The organism is Ahniella affigens (assembly GCF_003015185.1).
In the GTDB taxonomy this organism is placed as follows: Bacteria; Pseudomonadota; Gammaproteobacteria; order Xanthomonadales; family Ahniellaceae; genus Ahniella; species Ahniella affigens.
This window is the reverse complement of the sequence record NZ_CP027860.1, coordinates 3,848,324-3,864,287: the sequence shown is the minus strand read 5'-3', so window position 1 is coordinate 3,864,287 and position 15,964 is coordinate 3,848,324. Positions and strand designations below refer to the sequence as shown.

Sequence of the window (15,964 nt, the reverse complement as noted above, 5' to 3'; positions counted from 1 at the left end):
ACTGACGATTGCTCATGTCACGGTTACCGAAATTGATCGTGCTGGTGGCGGTGTTGGCAGCCGTTCTCGGCTTCCTGCTGTCGCGCCAGCAATCAGCCACCACGCCGCCCCCTACACCCACCAGCCTGGTGTTGTTTGGCAAGGCCAATCCATTGCCCGAGTTCTCGCTGGAGCGCGCGCAAGGCGGTGCGTTTACCAAGCAGGACTTGCAGGGCAAGCTCACGTTGATGTTCTTTGGCTTCACGCATTGTCCGGATGTTTGTCCGACCACACTTGCCACCATGCGCGAGATTGAAACGCGTCTGCAGGACGATCCCGCGCTGGACCGCATTCAAATGGTGTTCGTATCGATCGATCCGGATCGCGATACGGCCAATGTACTCGCCGAGTACACGAAGTTCTTCTCCGAGCGCGTCGTGCCGCTGCGTGGGAGTGATGAGGCGCTGGCGGGCCTGACCAAGTCCTTGGGCGTGGTCTACTTTCGCGAGAAAAAGCCGAATGGCGATATCCAAGTCGATCACAGCACGAAGATTTCGCTGATCGATCCCGAGGCGCGCATGGTGGGCGAGATCAAGCCCCCTCACGATGGCGCAAGAATCGCAAACGATCTGAAAGCGCTGGTGTCCCCGTGAGTCTGTTGGTTCGTGTTTCCTATTTGTTGCCGCATCGATTCCTGTCCCGCCTTGCGTTGTACGCGGCACGCTGGCGCTTTCGGCCGTTCAAGAACGCGATGATCCGGTTCATTGCGACCCGTTTCGGTGTCGACTGGACCGAGGCCGAAATCACCGATATCGAACAGTTCGAGCACTTCAATGCGTTCTTCACGCGCGCGCTGAAGCCAGGCGTGCGCCCGGCCGGTGCGGCGCCAGTGCTGATGCCGGCGGATGGCAAAGTATCCAAGGCTGGGCCCGTCACCGCCGGGCGTATCCTGCAGGCGAAAGGGGTTGACTACTCGTTGGCCGAATTGCTGGCCGATCACTCCTTTGCGAGCGCGTTCGAAGGTGGCTGCTTTATCACGGTGTACTTGTCGCCGCGCGACTATCACCGGGTTCATATGCCCGCAGCGGGCAAGCTGATCGAGACCCGGCATGTTCCCGGTCGTCTGTTCAGCGTGTCACCGTCGGCGGTCAACACCGTGCCGGCGCTGTTCGCGCGGAATGAGCGTCTGGTGTGTCGGTTTGACACCGAATTCGGACCGATGGCCGTGGTCATGGTCGGGGCGTTGCTGGTCTCGGGCGTGTCGACCGTGTTTGGCGGCGATGAGATTCCGCCTTATGCAAACCGGGTGCGTGTGCGCGACTACCGAGGTCAAGACGTCCGACTCGACAAGCTGGCCGAGATGGGGCGTTTCAACTATGGCTCCACGGTGATCGTGGTGCTGCCGAAGGGCTTTCAAATGCTGGCCACCGAAGTCGATCAGCCGGTGCGGCTTGGGCAGGACCTGGCGGCGGCAGTTGGGACGATTGGTTCGGCATAAATTGAGTTGAACTTCCGGTTCAACTCAATAGCGCAGATACCGCCCTGAACGCAGCCGGCATCGGGGAGGGCGCCCCGCCGCAAATTGAGTCCTGGGTCGCAGATTGAGAATCTCGCGTCGCGCCGAAGTCCTTTATGTGATCGGATTGGCAACATCGCGGGGCCGGCTCCGTCATCGTTCACGCCGCTCGCCATCTCCCGTATCGAGACCTGCCATGACCCAGAACGTTGCCCAACGCATGATTTCCCGGACCACGGCATTTGCACGTTATCTGGCGCTGGTGCGGCAGTTCAATGTGGTGCATGGCGCGATTTCGGAACTGTCGAAAGACGAGCGGCGCAAAATCGCGCTGACGGCGTTGTCCGAGCTGAACCGGGCCGAGACCAGTCACGTCACCCCAAGCCCCGAAGAAGTGGCTGACTTGGCCGTCCAGGCGGCGGTGGCACTGCCGAAAGTCCGGTCCAACGTCTGGCAGATCAAGGAATCCGGAATCCGTCGCTGGTTGGTCTCGGCGTATCGGGCGACGGCCAACTCGCCCTATGGCGAGGTGCAGAGTCTGCACCGTCAAGTCATGCGTGCGCTGCGCACCATGAACGAACTGAACAAAGGTAACGGTTGGGACGTCGCCCGCATCGCCTGATCGCCGCACGTCACCGAAACATCACTCAAATTTGCCCGAAATGGGCCGCCCGGGCCACACTGACGCCAAGTGGCCTGGGTTTGCTTTTTTTGATGGGCCGCGTGCTGCCGGCATTGGTTGATCGCCCTAACCCAGGGCCTGGATTCGCGGAACACGACCGTTTGGCGGGGCTGAACCAGTCCATCCTGGACGATCTGACCCGCACCGAGCTGGCTAATCGCCTGCCCCGGCGACGCCCAGGGGCCGGACTCAATGCTTCCTGTTGCCTTGGAACATGTTCAGTGGCGTTCTAGGTCTCCGGGGTGTCACAGTGTGAATTCCATCACGTCAGTTGCGAATTTTCGTGTCGGTTTGCCGCCTCCAACAAGGCGCTGACAGCGCTGCTTTCAATGGCAGCGCGCTTGCCCTGGTGCCATATCACGCCGCCCAGCGACCAGTCCCTGGCTCGTGCCTTCATGGTCTGCAACGAGCGTCCTGGCTCGTTCTTTGCGTCATTCTTGACCGACGCGCGATCGATGGTGGGCCAACCAGCGTCGCCCTGGTCCGGGTCTGCCCGGACCAGGGAATTTGGGCCGCTTTCTGCCTGGTTGGCAGGGTCGGGCTGGAGCAGACAGTCCAAATCCGCATGATATATTTCAAATCATTGCTGAGCGTGTGCACAAAAATGCTACGTAAGTCTTGAGAAATGTTGTCGAAATAGTTGAAACTACAAGAGAATCGGGTACCGGGCCGGAATTTCATGAAGCGATTGCTCCTAACAACACTTATCAGCGCCTTGTCTGGCCATGCTCTTGCGGTCGGCGACGGCTTTGATTTGGGCCCCATGCGGGTCATGCCGACCGTCGGCCTCAGTGTCGGCTACGACAGCAACGTTGCGTTGACGTCGCATGACGAGATCGATTCCTTGGTAACGCGCCTGTCACCAGGTGTCCGGCTGCAATCCGGCGACGCGCGGAACCGCTTCACTGGAACGGCGTCCATGGACTTTGGCTGGTACGACAGTTCCAGTCAGGACGACTACATCGACTACGGCTTATCTGGCGAATGGTTGTACAACCCGGTCGTGCGCCACGCATTTTCGGTTGATGCCGGCTGGCGTCGCGGTCATGACGCCCGCGGCACAGCAGCGCGCGAGGGCAATTTGGCCCTGTTGCCGCTGAATCCGGATGAATACGACAACAGCACGGTCGGTGCCCGCTATCGATTCGGCGCGCCCGGCGCGCGCGGTCGCCTGGAATTTGAAGCCCGGCAGACCTTTGTCGACTACCAGAACAATCGCGAGTACACGCGATTCCGCGACCGCGACGACTTCTTGCTTGGTGGCGCGTTTTACTGGCGATTGGCACCCAAGACATCGGCGCTGGTCCGGCTTGATCAGATCGAGGCTGACTACGACGATGCGACGCTCGATAACACTGAGCGGCATCAGTATGTTGGCGTAGAGTTTGATGCCACGGCCAAGACCAGCGGCACGATCCTGGTTGGACAAGTGCAAAAGGACTTCGACGACCCCGCGCGTGACGACTTCAGTGGTCTCAGTTGGCGCGCGGGCGTATCGTACAAGCCGCGTACCTATTCGGTCATTGAGCTGAGTACCGGCCGCGAAACGGACGAAACGAACGGCTATGGCGACTACATTCTGCGCGAAGACATTGCGCTGGCCTGGTCGCATCAATGGTCGGAACGTTGGTCGACACAAATCGATATTGGCAACGCCAATGAGGAATATCGCGGCCTCGGTCTGCAGCCAGATCGGCAGGGTCGTAGCGATGATTCCAACTACTACGGCGTCGCCGGTCAGTATCAGATTTCGCCATGGTTGCGCTTTGGCGCCGGATTCAAGTCCTACGACCGAAATTCGGATATACCGGAGCTTAACTACCAGCGCCAGACGCTGTTGTTTTCACTCGAAGCATCGCTTTAAGAGCGTAGACTCTGCAGCCAATCGGGTGATGGAGGTTGCTGAGTCATGTTCGTGCGTTGGATTGCCCACTATTGCTTGATCGGCTTCCTCTGGGTGGCCGGTGCAGCGTTTGCTGCGGCACCGGGCAATGCCACACGTGACTTGGATGCATTCGCCGACTATCGGCTCGGCCCGGGCGACACCGTGCTGGTCGAAGTATTTGGCGAGCCTGATCTGACCGTCACGACCAAGATTCCGCAGAATGGTCGTCTGTCGTATCCGTTTCTCGGCGCGATCCCGGCGACCGGCATGACGCCAAAGCAGCTCGAAACCATCATTCGCGATGGTCTCGCCGGGGATTACCTGGTTGACCCGAAAGTCACCGTGACGGTTTCTGAGTATCGACCGGTATTCGTCAACGGCCAGGTGAAGACGCCGGGCAGCTTTCCGTTCCAGCCCGGGCTCACCGTACGTAAGGCGGTGTCATTGGCCGGTGGGCTGACCGAGCGCGCGTCGGACAAGCGCATTTCACTCATCGCGGAAGGCGACACCCAAAAACGGCAGGTTGCAATGGACGCCCTGGTGAGCCCGGGCGACATCGTCACGGTCGAAGAGAGCTTCTTCTAAAGGCGGCCTGCGCAGTTTGTCATGGCGTGCCAACCCACGCTGAGTCCGGAAACCGGCCGGGCCCAATATGGGTCTGAAAGTCCAGGATGGACTGGTTCGGGCCCTCATTAACAGTCCGGCTGCTAACATTCACCTATTCCGAGGCCAGCGCAACTTTGCCATGAACAGCGTATCCCGTCCCGAAGAGCTCGAGCTTGAGGGGCCAGAGCAACGTGAGTTGCCGAATCTGCAGGATTACCTGCGCATCCTGTTCCGCTATAAATGGGGCATCCTGGTGCTCATGATTGTCGGTGGCGTGATTTCGGCGCTCCGGGCCATGTCGGAAGTGCCACTCTACGACGCCACAGCGACGATGCTGATCGAGCGGCAGGCCGCGCGGTTTGTGTCGATCGAGGAAGTGTATCGCGGCTCACAAGGCTGGGACTTTGGCGAGTACTACCAGACCCAGTACGAAATTCTGCGCTCGCGCCCAATTGCCGAGCGCGTCGTCGACAAGCTTGGGGTGGAAGCCTTTAACAAGAGGCAGGGTAACGCCAAGCCTGCTTTCAGCTGGCGCAATTTGTTTGGTGGGGCGCCCGAGCCGGCGCCGGCAGCAGCTCCGGTCGATCCCAAGATCGCCCGCGAAGTTGCGATCAATACAGTCATCGGTTCGCTCGATGTAATGCCGGTCCGGAACAGCCAACTCGTGCGCATCCGGATGCGCGGACCGAATCCCGAATTTGCAGCGATGCTCGCGAACACGCATGCGCAGGCCTATATCGAGGAAATGCTGGAAGGTCGGCTGCAAATGACGCAAACCGCCTCGCAATGGCTGAACGAGCGCACCAAGGGATTGCGCGAAAAGCTGGAAGCGTCCGAGAAGACGCTGCAGGAGTTCCGCGATCGCGAGCGCTTGCTGGACGTCAAGGGCGTCGACAGTCTCGCATCGACGGAACTGGGTCTCGCGAGTGAGCGCTTGGCCGAAGCGCGGCGCGAGCGGATCGACAAAGAGACGGCATACAACCAGATTCGCAACGCCCGCAGTCTGGAAGAAGTGCCCGCGCTGCTGGTGTCGCCGATTGTGCAGGAATACAAGACGGCGCTGACCCAAGCCGAATCGGAAGTGCGCGAACTGTCGCAGCGCTATGGGGCGCGGCATCCGAAAATGGCCGAAGCCAATACCAAGCGTGAAGCGGCGCAGGCGTCCCTGGGGCGGCAATTGAAGATCGCTGCCAACGCGGTGGAGGGCGAATATCGTGCTGCGGTCAGTCGCGAAAACGCGCTCAGCGGCGAGTTGGGTGCGGCGAAAGGCGAGCTTCTGGACTTGAATCGCAAGCAGTACGAACTGACTGCGCTTGAGCGCGAAGTCGACGGCAATCGGCAGATCTACGAGCTGTTCCAAAATCGCTTCAAGGAAACGTCGGCAAGTGGCGGTGTGCAGACCGCGAACGCGCGTCTGGTCGAAAATGCCCAGATTCCGAATGCGCAGGTTTGGCCGAACAAGCGGCGCGCGACGATGATCGGGCTATTGATCGGCCTCGCGCTCGGTATGGCGCTGGCGCTGATTCTGGACCACATGGACAACACGCTGAAGGGCGCCGAAGACGTCGAAAAGCGGCTGGGCCTCGCGGTGATTGGTCTCGTCCCGAAACTCAAGTCACTGTCTGAAGGCGGCGAGTTGCCGATCAATTATTTTGGCGCGCACCCGCAGTCTTCGTTCTCCGAAGCGATTCGCACGATCCGAACCGGCGTGTTGCTATCGGCCGTCGACGAAACGCATAAGCGCATCCTGATCACGTCGTCGGTGCCGAGCGAAGGCAAGACCACGTTGTCGATGAATCTCGCGACGGCGCTCGGTCACATGAAAAAGGTGCTGCTGATCGATGCGGACATGCGAAGGCCCTCGATCCACAAGGGTTTGCCGGATCAGCGCCAATCGCCTGGGCTCAGCGAATACATCACCGGCGAGCGTAAGATCTCGGAATGCATGCGCCAGATCGAGGGCTCGAATCTGTTTGTGATGCCCGCCGGCGTTGCGCCACCGAATCCGCTCGAAATTCTGTCGTCGCGCAAGTTCGCCGAATCACTCGAAGCCCTGAGCCGCGCGTTTGATCACGTCATCATCGACTGTGCACCGGCCTGCGCGGTGTCCGATGCACTCGTGCTGTCCAAGCTCGTGCATGGTGTGGTGTATGTGGTGCGCAGCGATTCCACCCAGTGGCAGATCGCCCGGAGCGGCGTGAAGCGCTTGCGCCGGATTGATGCGCCGCTGATCGGTGCCGTGGTCAATCAGGTGGTGCCGCGACGCACGGGCTATGCCTATGGCAAGTACTACTACCATGGTGATGGCTACTACTCGGACTACGGTTATGCCAAGTCCAAGTCCCGAAGCAAGAACAAGGGTTCGTGAGCACGGCTTCATCGATCTGGCGGCCAGGTTGTTGCCGCTGATCGATGATGGTCCGACGCGCATGTCCGATGCGGTGCAGCTGGCCACGGCTGCCGCACAGCACGGCACCGATTTCATCGTGCTGACGCCGAAGTATCAGGATCATCATTATCAGGACCGACGCGCGCAATGCGAGTCGGCGTTTGCGCTCTTGCGAACGCATCTTGCGGAGCGCGGTCTGGCGCTCGATATGGCCTTGGCAGGTACGTGTCGCTTTGATGCGAGTCTGCAGCAGGCGATCACGCGCAACGAGGTGCCTTGGCTTGGGCACTTCGGTGGCGACCGCGTCGTACTGATCGAGATTCCGCGCACGCGTCTGCCGAAGTCGTTCGATCTGGCCGTGGCCTGGATGCGCCGACAACAGGTGCGCCCAATGATTCTCGGCGCCGAGCACAATCACGAGTTGGCTAAATACCCTGAGCGTCTGCAGCAGTTGGTGGATCAGGGGGCGCTCGTCGAAGTCTGTGCGGATTCCTTGGCCGGCGGCCGTGGCCCGTTTGCGCAGGTCAGTGCTCGCCGCATCGTGGCACAAGGTTTGGCGCATGTGCTCGCGAGCGAATGCCAGGACTTGACCGCCCGGCCGCCATGGCTGGAGCCTGGCCGACAGGTCGCCGTGACGCTGGTGGGCGAGGCGGCTGCCGAGGCCATGGTCTATGCATTGCCGGCGCAAATCGCGTCGTATCATTTCCCGCAGTTGACGTTGATATGAGGCGTAGCCAGCTGTTCCGCATGGTGTGGTTCTTGCCGGCATTGGGCTTGTTGCTTAGTTTTGCTGCGGTTGGCTGGCAAGCCCGGCAACTCCGCGTCTTCAAGCAGCACCTGCTTCGTTGTGAGATTGGCGCTGCCGGCTGCCAGGCGCCGCAGCGCGCCTGGTTGGCACAACAGGCACCGGTGCTCGCGTCGCAATTTCGATTTGATGCGGAGTCCGCCGATTTGTTGGCCCGGGCCGAAGTCCTGTTCAGCGCCAATGAAACCGAATTGCCTGCCAAGCGCGCGCACTTGAAGCAGGCGTTGCATTGGACCGAGCAGGCGATCCTATTGCGGCCGCGCTGGCCCTATGCGTATGCGGCACGCCTTGGTGTGCAGCTGCAGCTTGGTGATCTGGATGCCAATAGCGACGCCAGTTGGCGCGCCGCATGGCGCTACGGTCCGAATGAGAAGCGCGTGCTGCAGACGCTCGCCGAAGCCGTGTTTGTCTACCGCGATGCGGGTCGCGCAACGCCAACGCCCGCTGAGCCGATCCTGCAAGCGTTGGTTCGCCGCGATCGACCGAAGCTGATCGAACTCGGGACGCGCTTTGGTGCCCGCGATATGCTGTGTCCGCCGGGCGCTGCCTTGGCCGACGATCCCCTGTGCCAACCTGCCAATCGCTTATGACCATTGCTGCCCTGTCTGATCAAGTTGCTGAACTGGCTCGCCGTCTGGATGACCTGGAGAGTCGGTTCGCCTTTCAAGACGACGTCTTGGGAAGCATCAGCCCGGGCGTGGCATTGGGGGCGCGCAAAATGGTTGACCTGGAGTCGGAGCTTCAGAGCCTTCGCCGCGAAGTGGCGATGCTGCGCGTGGCTCTAGGGCATGATGTCCGCGACGAAGCGCCACCGCCGCACTACTGACCGCCAGTCGCGCGCGCTGTTTAGCGCCACGCTAACTCGGCTGACAGGTCGGCTTGCCCGAAACGAATCAATCACTTGCGTCGCCGCGTTTGTGCGGAAGCGCCGTGGCGGATGATCCCGTATGGCGTGGGCGCCCATCGATTCGTGCGTCAATTCCGGCCCGAACTGGGTTCGAAGCCCCGGTTCGGGGTATGCTTGCCAGCTCGATTCTGAACCCGCAAACCTGTCATGTCCGATTCGATTCGTGACCAGTTGTTGAAATTGGGGCTGAAACCCGCGCCGAAACCGGAGCCGAAGCCAAATAGCGGACCAAGGCCACAGGGCCAGGGCCGTCCGCCGCATGGTCAGGCCAACCCCGCCGGTAAAGGCGGGGCGCCCAACCGTCATGGCGGACCGGGTCACAAGCCTGGCGCTGGCCAAAATCCGGGCGGCAGGCCCCATGGTGGTCGACCCCATGATGGCAAGCCGCACGGCGGCAAGCCGAACCAGGGTGGTCCACAGCAGCCGCGCCCGCAAACCCAACATGGGCACCCTGGCCGATCGCAGGCGCATGCTGGCAAGCCGCAGGCGCCCCGCAGCCGCGAGGAAATGGACTTGGCAAAGGCGTATGCCTTGCGCGCGCAAGCTGAGCGGGCCGAGGCTGAGGCGCTGAAAAAGGCGGCCGAGGAAAAGGCGCGGCAAAAGAAAGAGCGCAAAGAACGATTGCAGCGTCTCTTGGACGGCAAAGCGCTCAACCTGCCGCCCGAGCAGGCTGAGCTGCCGCGGCATTTTGAGCATCGCGGCAAGATTCGGCGCGTCTACGTCGACGACGCGCAACTGCAGCAAATCAATCAGGGCGATTTGGCCATCGTCCAATTGGAAGCGCGTTATCTGATTGTCAACCGGGCTTTGGCCGAAGACGTTCAGACGTTTGCCGCCGACATGGTGGCGTTGCTGCTGGCCCCGGGCGAAACCGACACCGGTCCCGAGATGCCCGATGCGGCGGCGTTGCCAGCGGCTGCACCGCTGACGCCGGCCATCGAAGCGGCGGTCGAACCGATTGCTGCAGAGGCGTCGGCAGTTGCGGCCGGGTCGGTTGATGCGGTCCCGGTTGATGCGGGTTCCGCCGACTGAGTCGCATCGACAGATTCGCCGACTGGTGACGGTTGGCGGATCCGTCTGATGACTTTTGTCGGGCAGCGGTCGGCCTGGTGATTCGCGTGGCATCCGTTGACGAACCGTGGATTGCGGGTTCGGAAACGGGGGCAGTACCATATCGATGCTGTGCGGGAGAGTCGCGTGCCAGAATCTGGTGCGCGCGCCGAAGGAGCAACCGCCCCGGAATCTCTCAGGCCAAAGGACCGTACGGCTCCTGTGCGTGCACAGGGAACACATCTGGAAAGTGAGCCGGCCTCCGGCTCCGCCGACGGGATAACGCTCTCAGGCGCAAGCGACAGATGGGGTTCGACCCAGTATTCATTGCTGGGCACCTTTTCCCTGTCTCGATGCCAATGCCATGAGCCCGACGCAACTGCCCACGCCCCATATTGCCCGCGATTTTGCGGCCCGCCACATTGGCCCGGCCCCGCACGAAGTGCGCGCCATGCTCGACACCATCGGCGTTGACTCGCTCGACCAGTTGATCGACGAGACCGTGCCGGAGTCCATCCGGTTGCATCAGATGATGCGCATCGGCCGTCCCTTGAGCGAAGTAGAAGCGCTCGGCCGTATGCGCGAGTTGGCCAACCGCAACCAAGTGTTCACCTCGCTGATTGGCCAGGGTTATTACGGCACCCATCTGCCGCTCGTCATTCAGCGCAACATTCTTGAGAACCCGGCATGGTACACGGCGTACACGCCGTACCAACCGGAAATCAGCCAGGGCCGCCTCGAAGCGCTGCTGAACTTCCAGACGATGGTCTGCGAACTGACGGCATTGGATGTCGCCAACGCGTCGCTGCTCGATGAAGGCACGGCCGCGGCCGAGGCGATGGCCGTCGCCGAGCGGGTGTCGAAGTCCAAGGTCAAAGCATTTTTCGTGGATGCTGCCTGCCATCCGCAAACCATCGCCGTGGTGCGCGTGCGCGCCGAACCGTTGAATTGGGATGTCATTGTCGGCGATCCAAACAAGGACCTGGATCCAAGCAAGGTGTTTGGCGTGTTGTTGCAATATCCGGGCACGCAAGGTGGTATCCGCGATGATCGCGAACTGATCGCCAAGATCAAAGCGGCCGGCGCGATTGCGATCATGGCTGCCGATCCGCTTGCCCTGACCGTGCTGACGCCGCCGGGCGAGCTGGGTGCCGACATGGCCATCGGTTCGACGCAGCGCTTTGGCGTACCGATGGGTTACGGTGGTCCGCATGCGGCCTATATGGCGGTGCGCGATGCGTTCAAGCGCTCGATTCCGGGGCGGATCATTGGTGTCTCCGTTGATTCGCGTGGCCGTCCGGCCTCGCGCCTCAGTCTGCAAACGCGCGAACAGCACATCCGCCGCGAGAAGGCGACATCGAATATCTGCACCGCACAAGTGTTGCTTGCAGTGATCGCCTCCATGTACGCGCTGTATCACGGTCCAGAAGGCCTGAGTGCGATCGCGCACGATGTGCATGTACGCACGGCGACGCTGGCGCAAGGTCTGCAGAAGCTTGGCTTCGAGCTGGCGCACGAGCACTTCTTCGACACGATCACCGTGCGTGCCGGTGCGCAGCAACGGGCCGTCATCGAGCACGCGCTCGCGGGTCGCATCAACCTGCGCATCCTGCCGGATGGTCTGCTTGGCATCAGCCTCGATGAAACAACGACTGACGCCGTGGTGGAGCTGGTCTGGCGCGCGTTTGGCGGCGAGTTCCGCTATGCCGATATCAACGAGCAGGCGGGTTCTCATTTGCCCGCAAACCTGCGCCGTGCTGGCTCGTGCCTGAAGCACCCGGTGTTCAGCCGCTATCGCTCGGAAACCGAGCTGCTGCGCTACATGCGAAAGCTCGCCGATCGCGATCTGGCGCTTGATCGCGCAATGATCCCGCTCGGCTCGTGCACGATGAAGTTGAATGCGACGGCCGAAATGATTCCGGTGACGTGGCCCGAGTTTGGTGGCCTGCATCCGTTCGCGCCGGCCGAGCAGGCGCACGGCTATTTGGAAATGTTTGAAGACCTGAAGGCGTGGTTGTGCGAGATCACGGGCTACGATGCCGTCAGCCTGCAGCCCAACTCCGGTGCGCAGGGCGAATATGCGGGCTTGCTGGCGATCCGCGCGTATCACTTGAGCCGCGGTGACACCCATCGTAGCGTCTGTCTGATTCCCTCCAGCGCGCACGGGACGAATCCCGCGTCGGCGCAGATGGTGGGCATGGACGTCGTGGTCGTCAATTGCGACAGCGAAGGCAACGTCGATCTCGGTGATCTCCGCGCGAAGGCAGAACAGCACAGCGCGAATCTGGCAGCGTTGATGATCACGTATCCGTCCACGCATGGTGTGTTCGAGGAGCAGATTCGCGAAATCTGCGACCTGGTGCACCAGCATGGCGGTCAGGTGTATCTGGACGGTGCCAACATGAATGCGCAGGTCGGTCTGTCGCGTCCGGGTGAGTTCGGCGCCGACGTGTCGCACTTGAATCTGCACAAGACGTTTTGCATTCCGCACGGCGGCGGCGGCCCGGGTATGGGTCCAATTGGTGTGCGCGCGCACCTCGCGCCGTTCCTGCCAGGGCATCCGGAGCTCGACGGCGGCAAGTCGCCAGTCGGCCCCGTGTCGGCGGCGCCGTATGGTTCGTCGTCGATCTTGCCGATCTCGTATGCCTACATTCTGATGATGGGTGCCGAGGGTCTGACCGAAGCGACGAAGGTGGCGATCCTCAACGCGAACTACATCGCAAAGCGCCTCGATCCGCACTTCCCGGTGCTCTACAAGAACCACAACGGTCGCGTCGCGCATGAGTGCATCGTCGATCCGCGTCCGCTGAAAGATGCGTGCGGCGTGACGGTGGACGACATCGCGAAGCGTTTGATCGACTACGGTTTCCACGCGCCGACCATGAGCTTCCCGGTGCCCGGCACGTTGATGATCGAGCCGACCGAATCGGAGTCGAAATATGAGATCGACCGCTTCTGCGATGCGATGGTCCATATTCGCGCCGAGATCGCCGCCGTCGAAGCGGGCAAGTATCCAATCGAAACGTCGATGCTGCGCAATTCGCCGCATACGGTGCACGATCTAATCGATGCGGAATGGACGCGTCCGTACAGCCGCGAAGAGGCCTGCTATCCGGCTGGCGTGGATCGGCTCGACAAGTATTGGTCGCCGGTCGGTCGTGTCGACAACGTCTACGGCGATCGCAATCTGATTTGCCTGTGCCCGACGCCCGACGAGTATCGTCAAGACGCCGCCTGAGTCTCACCGCCGCGCGTGCCATCAATGATCGCCATTGATCCAGAGACGGGGCTTGATCGCTATCAAGCCCCGTATCACCTGATTGCGGGCACCAATCGGCATGTGCTGATCATTGCCGAGCATGCGTCGAACGCGGTGCCGCCAGAGCTTCGCGACCTCGGTCTTGGCGCCGATGCGTTGTCTGATCACATTGCATTCGATCCGGGTGTGCGGCTCGTTGTGCAAGCCTTGTTGCAACGCTGGCAGTGCAGTGCCGTGCTCGGCGGTGTATCGCGACTCGTCGCAGATTTGAACCGGTCCGAAAGCAGTCCGAGCTTGATTCTGGCCGAAAGCGATGGCATCGCCGTGCCGGGCAATCAAGCGGTCGATCAGCGTGAACGCGAGCGTCGTGTTGCGGCCTATCACCGGCCTTATCATCAGGCGATCGCAAGCGAGATCGATCAGCGCAGCGCGCTTGGCATCGAGCCGCAAATCGTGTCTGTGCATAGTTTCACACCAGTGCTCGAAGGTTTTTCGCGACCTTGGCAGATTGGTGTGTTGTGGCAGCGCGACCCCGAGCGGCACGCGCGTGTATTGGCCGCATTGAACGACCGTCGCCACATCGTGGGCGACAACGAACCGTACGACGGACGCACGGCGATGGGCTATTCACTCGAAACGCATGGGGTGCAGCGCGGCTTGTGGCACATCATGTTCGAGCTGCGCAATGACTTGATCCGCACTGAGGCCGGTGCGGCGTTCTGGGCAGGGGAGATTGATCACGTGCTGCGTTCAGAACTGAATCTCAAGTTTCATCAGGCTGTTTGACGCAACGGCGCCACATCCACGCCATCGGCAAACATTGCAGCCGCCAAACGCACCGCAATTGGCTCTGGCTCGCGCATCCACGAAAAATGATCGGCCTTGCCGCTCGGAAAGTCATGCGTGCCGAGATTGATGCGCTGATGTTTCGCGCGGCCCGCTTTGTTGACCAGATAGTCGAGCGACGCATGCGGTACATACTGATCTTGGGCCACATGCACGGCCAACACCGGCCTCGTGTCCTGGTTCAGGCGTGACTCCAGATCCGCATCCATGTTGCGCAGACGGTAATGACCCGTCAGCGCGGAGCGGCCCCATTCCGCCATGACACCGCGTGCTTCGCGGCCGGCAAAGCCGATCTTCTGGCCCGGATAGTGACCAATCAATTTGCCGATCAGCGGAAACCCGAGCGCCGCCAAAAACAGCATTGGCCGGCCGAGCCAGGGATAGGTCCGCCAATACGGCGAGCCGCCCGCGACGATGATCGCGCCGGCTGCCGTTTGATCCCGTGCGAGTTGCAGCAGCGCCAGTTGCGAGCCCAGGCTGTGACCACCGAGCCAGATCGGGACGTTGGGCCAATGCTCACGGGCATACTGAAGTCCGGCGTCGATATCGGCGAACAGCGCTTGATAGCGCCAGTCATGACTGCGGGCCGCACGCACGTTGCTCGTGTCCGTGCCGCGCCATTCGTGTGACAAGAGGCCGATCCCGTGCTGGCTCAACGCGTCCGCAAGGCGTTGATACTTGCGGCCGGGTACGCCGAGCGCCGGGCACCAGTAGATCAGCGCGCGGGCAGACGCCGGCACCATGCTGTGGAGCGTGAACTGATGGCCGTCGGCAAGGTGGATGCGGTGTTTGTCCATGTCGGATTTGCACGGTTACTCGGGTTGAAGCGCCACAGTCTGCCGAGTTGCGGGCTTTCGGCAAAGATGCAAAACCGCCCCGGTTCGGCGCTGTATCCGCCAACGCGTCTTGTGCTGGGTCAAGCCTTGCTGCCGGGCGGCGCCTTTTCGAGCTGTTTCATCATGGCGCTCAGTCCACCTTGCAGCGCGTATGACGTGAACCCGATTTTGCTCAGAATGAACGCTGCGGCCGCACTGCGCTCGCCGGTGCCGCAATAGACGAGTACTTCGCGCTTGCGGTCGAGTTCGTCGATCCGGTCTCGGAGATTGAGCAGCGGGATGTTCATTGCGCCCTTGATCGCCCGCTCCTCGAACTCCTCGATCGTGCGGACATCCAGAATCTGCGCGCCTTGGCGGGCCAGAATCGAGGCCTTGCCCGGGCTGACCCAGTCGACCACTGGCGGCGTCAGGATTTCGGCAAAGTCGCGATGGGACAGGCGCATCAGCTTGCCGGCACTCATCATCGCCACCGTGGCGTTGCGGACGCTGCGCGTCAGCAATGCATCCTCGCCGAATGTGTCGCCGCGGACCAGATACGCGACGATGGCGTCGCCACCTTCGGTCAGTTTGGACACCGACGCGGTGCCTTCCTTGATGACGAAGAAGTAGTCGGCTTCGTCGCCCTCGCGAATGATCACCTGCCCGCGACTGACCGGAATTTCTTCCAAGCGCTGGAACAGACGCTCGACCGCGCCGGTCGGCAACTTATGCAGCGCGCGATTGTGCAGCAGGCGGAAGACCCAACGATTGGCGCCAGGGTCGGCGTCATAGTGCTTGAACGTGGTCTGCCGCGTCAGTTGGTCCCAGGTGATGACCTTCTCGGTATACCGGCGGTCCACTTTCAGAATATGGGCGGTCATGGAATCGACCGTGGCCGTGAATCGCCGCGGCTGCAGATCGCCCAGCGCGTAGCGGCCCTGCAGCGAATTGCCATCGGTCGTCTTGGTCTTGCCATCCGGGTAATCACCGCGGACCACACCGCTCAACACGTAAAGCGTGTGCTCGTCGGTATCGCCGGCGCGGAACAGCACAGCCCCCTTGCCGACTTCCTCGATGGCGCATTCCTTAACCAGTTGATCCAGACTTTCCGGGCGCAGTTTGTCCAGCGGGTAGAGTTTCGCCAGGGTTGCTGCGTCGATGTTCATGGAAGGCTGCCTCAATCAATCCAGGGCCTGAGTGTAGCCTTTGCGTCTGCCTTCACAAG

At 61.4% G+C, this 15,964-nt stretch carries 14 protein-coding genes and 2 riboswitches; of the genes, 12 read left to right on the top strand and 2 right to left on the bottom strand.

Annotated elements, in window-relative coordinates:
* Positions 1 to 14: 14 nt before the first annotated feature.
* The 12 genes from C7S18_RS14900 to C7S18_RS14840 all read left to right on the top strand — a co-directional run bounded on the left by C7S18_RS14900 (position 15) and on the right by C7S18_RS14840 (position 13,864).
* Positions 15 to 632, top strand: coding sequence for an SCO family protein (locus C7S18_RS14900; RefSeq protein WP_106892314.1), 618 nt, complete (start codon positions 15 to 17; stop codon positions 630 to 632).
* Positions 629 to 1,477: an archaetidylserine decarboxylase gene (gene asd / locus C7S18_RS14895; protein WP_106892313.1), complete on the top strand. Its 849-nt coding sequence runs from the start codon at positions 629 to 631 to the stop codon at positions 1,475 to 1,477. Before C7S18_RS14900 ends, asd begins: the two co-directional genes overlap by 4 nt.
* 214 nt (positions 1,478 to 1,691) lie before the next feature.
* A complete protein-coding gene (locus C7S18_RS14890) occupies positions 1,692 to 2,117 on the top strand; it encodes a hypothetical protein (protein WP_106892312.1) in 426 nt (141 codons plus the stop codon).
* 739 nt (positions 2,118 to 2,856) lie between these two features.
* Positions 2,857 to 4,041, top strand: coding sequence for an outer membrane beta-barrel protein (locus C7S18_RS14880; protein WP_106892310.1), 1,185 nt, complete (start codon positions 2,857 to 2,859; stop codon positions 4,039 to 4,041).
* Positions 4,042 to 4,086: 45 nt separating this feature from the next.
* Positions 4,087 to 4,647 (top strand): polysaccharide biosynthesis/export family protein, encoded by a 561-nt coding sequence (locus C7S18_RS14875; RefSeq protein ID WP_106892309.1) that lies wholly within the window; start codon positions 4,087 to 4,089, stop codon positions 4,645 to 4,647.
* 160 nt (positions 4,648 to 4,807) lie between these two features.
* A complete protein-coding gene (locus tag C7S18_RS14870) occupies positions 4,808 to 7,036 on the top strand; it encodes a GumC family protein (protein ID WP_170113282.1) in 2,229 nt (742 codons plus the stop codon).
* Complete coding sequence (locus C7S18_RS14865) at positions 6,996 to 7,784, top strand: CpsB/CapC family capsule biosynthesis tyrosine phosphatase (RefSeq protein WP_146151937.1); 789 nt, start codon at positions 6,996 to 6,998, stop codon at positions 7,782 to 7,784. Before C7S18_RS14870 ends, C7S18_RS14865 begins: the two co-directional genes overlap by 41 nt.
* On the top strand, positions 7,781 to 8,452 hold the full coding sequence (locus C7S18_RS14860) for a hypothetical protein (protein ID WP_146151936.1): 672 nt from the start codon (positions 7,781 to 7,783) through the stop codon (positions 8,450 to 8,452). Before C7S18_RS14865 ends, C7S18_RS14860 begins: the two co-directional genes overlap by 4 nt.
* Positions 8,449 to 8,688: a SlyX family protein gene (locus C7S18_RS14855; RefSeq protein ID WP_106892305.1), complete on the top strand. Its 240-nt coding sequence runs from the start codon at positions 8,449 to 8,451 to the stop codon at positions 8,686 to 8,688. Before C7S18_RS14860 ends, C7S18_RS14855 begins: the two co-directional genes overlap by 4 nt.
* 228 nt (positions 8,689 to 8,916) lie before the next feature.
* Complete coding sequence (locus C7S18_RS14850; RefSeq protein WP_106892304.1) at positions 8,917 to 9,801, top strand: DUF2058 family protein; 885 nt, start codon at positions 8,917 to 8,919, stop codon at positions 9,799 to 9,801.
* A 143-nt stretch (positions 9,802 to 9,944) separates the two neighbouring features.
* Positions 9,945 to 10,041: riboswitch (glycine riboswitch) on the top strand.
* Between the two features lie 11 nt (positions 10,042 to 10,052).
* A riboswitch (glycine riboswitch) is annotated at positions 10,053 to 10,134 on the top strand.
* 49 nt (positions 10,135 to 10,183) lie between these two features.
* Complete coding sequence (gcvP, locus tag C7S18_RS14845) at positions 10,184 to 13,057, top strand: aminomethyl-transferring glycine dehydrogenase (RefSeq protein ID WP_106892303.1); 2,874 nt, start codon at positions 10,184 to 10,186, stop codon at positions 13,055 to 13,057.
* A 24-nt stretch (positions 13,058 to 13,081) separates the two neighbouring features.
* Complete coding sequence (locus C7S18_RS14840) at positions 13,082 to 13,864, top strand: N-formylglutamate amidohydrolase (protein ID WP_106892302.1); 783 nt, start codon at positions 13,082 to 13,084, stop codon at positions 13,862 to 13,864.
* Here C7S18_RS14840 and C7S18_RS14835 read toward each other — a convergent pair.
* Entirely contained in the window at positions 13,852 to 14,721 is an 870-nt protein-coding gene (locus C7S18_RS14835; protein ID WP_106892301.1) for an alpha/beta hydrolase family protein, read from the bottom strand. The two genes, C7S18_RS14840 and C7S18_RS14835, sit on opposite strands and share 13 nt — an antisense overlap.
* Before the next feature lie 119 nt (positions 14,722 to 14,840).
* The gene (locus C7S18_RS14830) at positions 14,841 to 15,905 is read right to left on the bottom strand and encodes a cyclic nucleotide-binding domain-containing protein (protein WP_106892300.1); all 1,065 of its coding nucleotides are present in this window, start codon (positions 15,903 to 15,905) and stop codon (positions 14,841 to 14,843) included.
* Positions 15,906 to 15,964 lie beyond the last annotated feature (59 nt).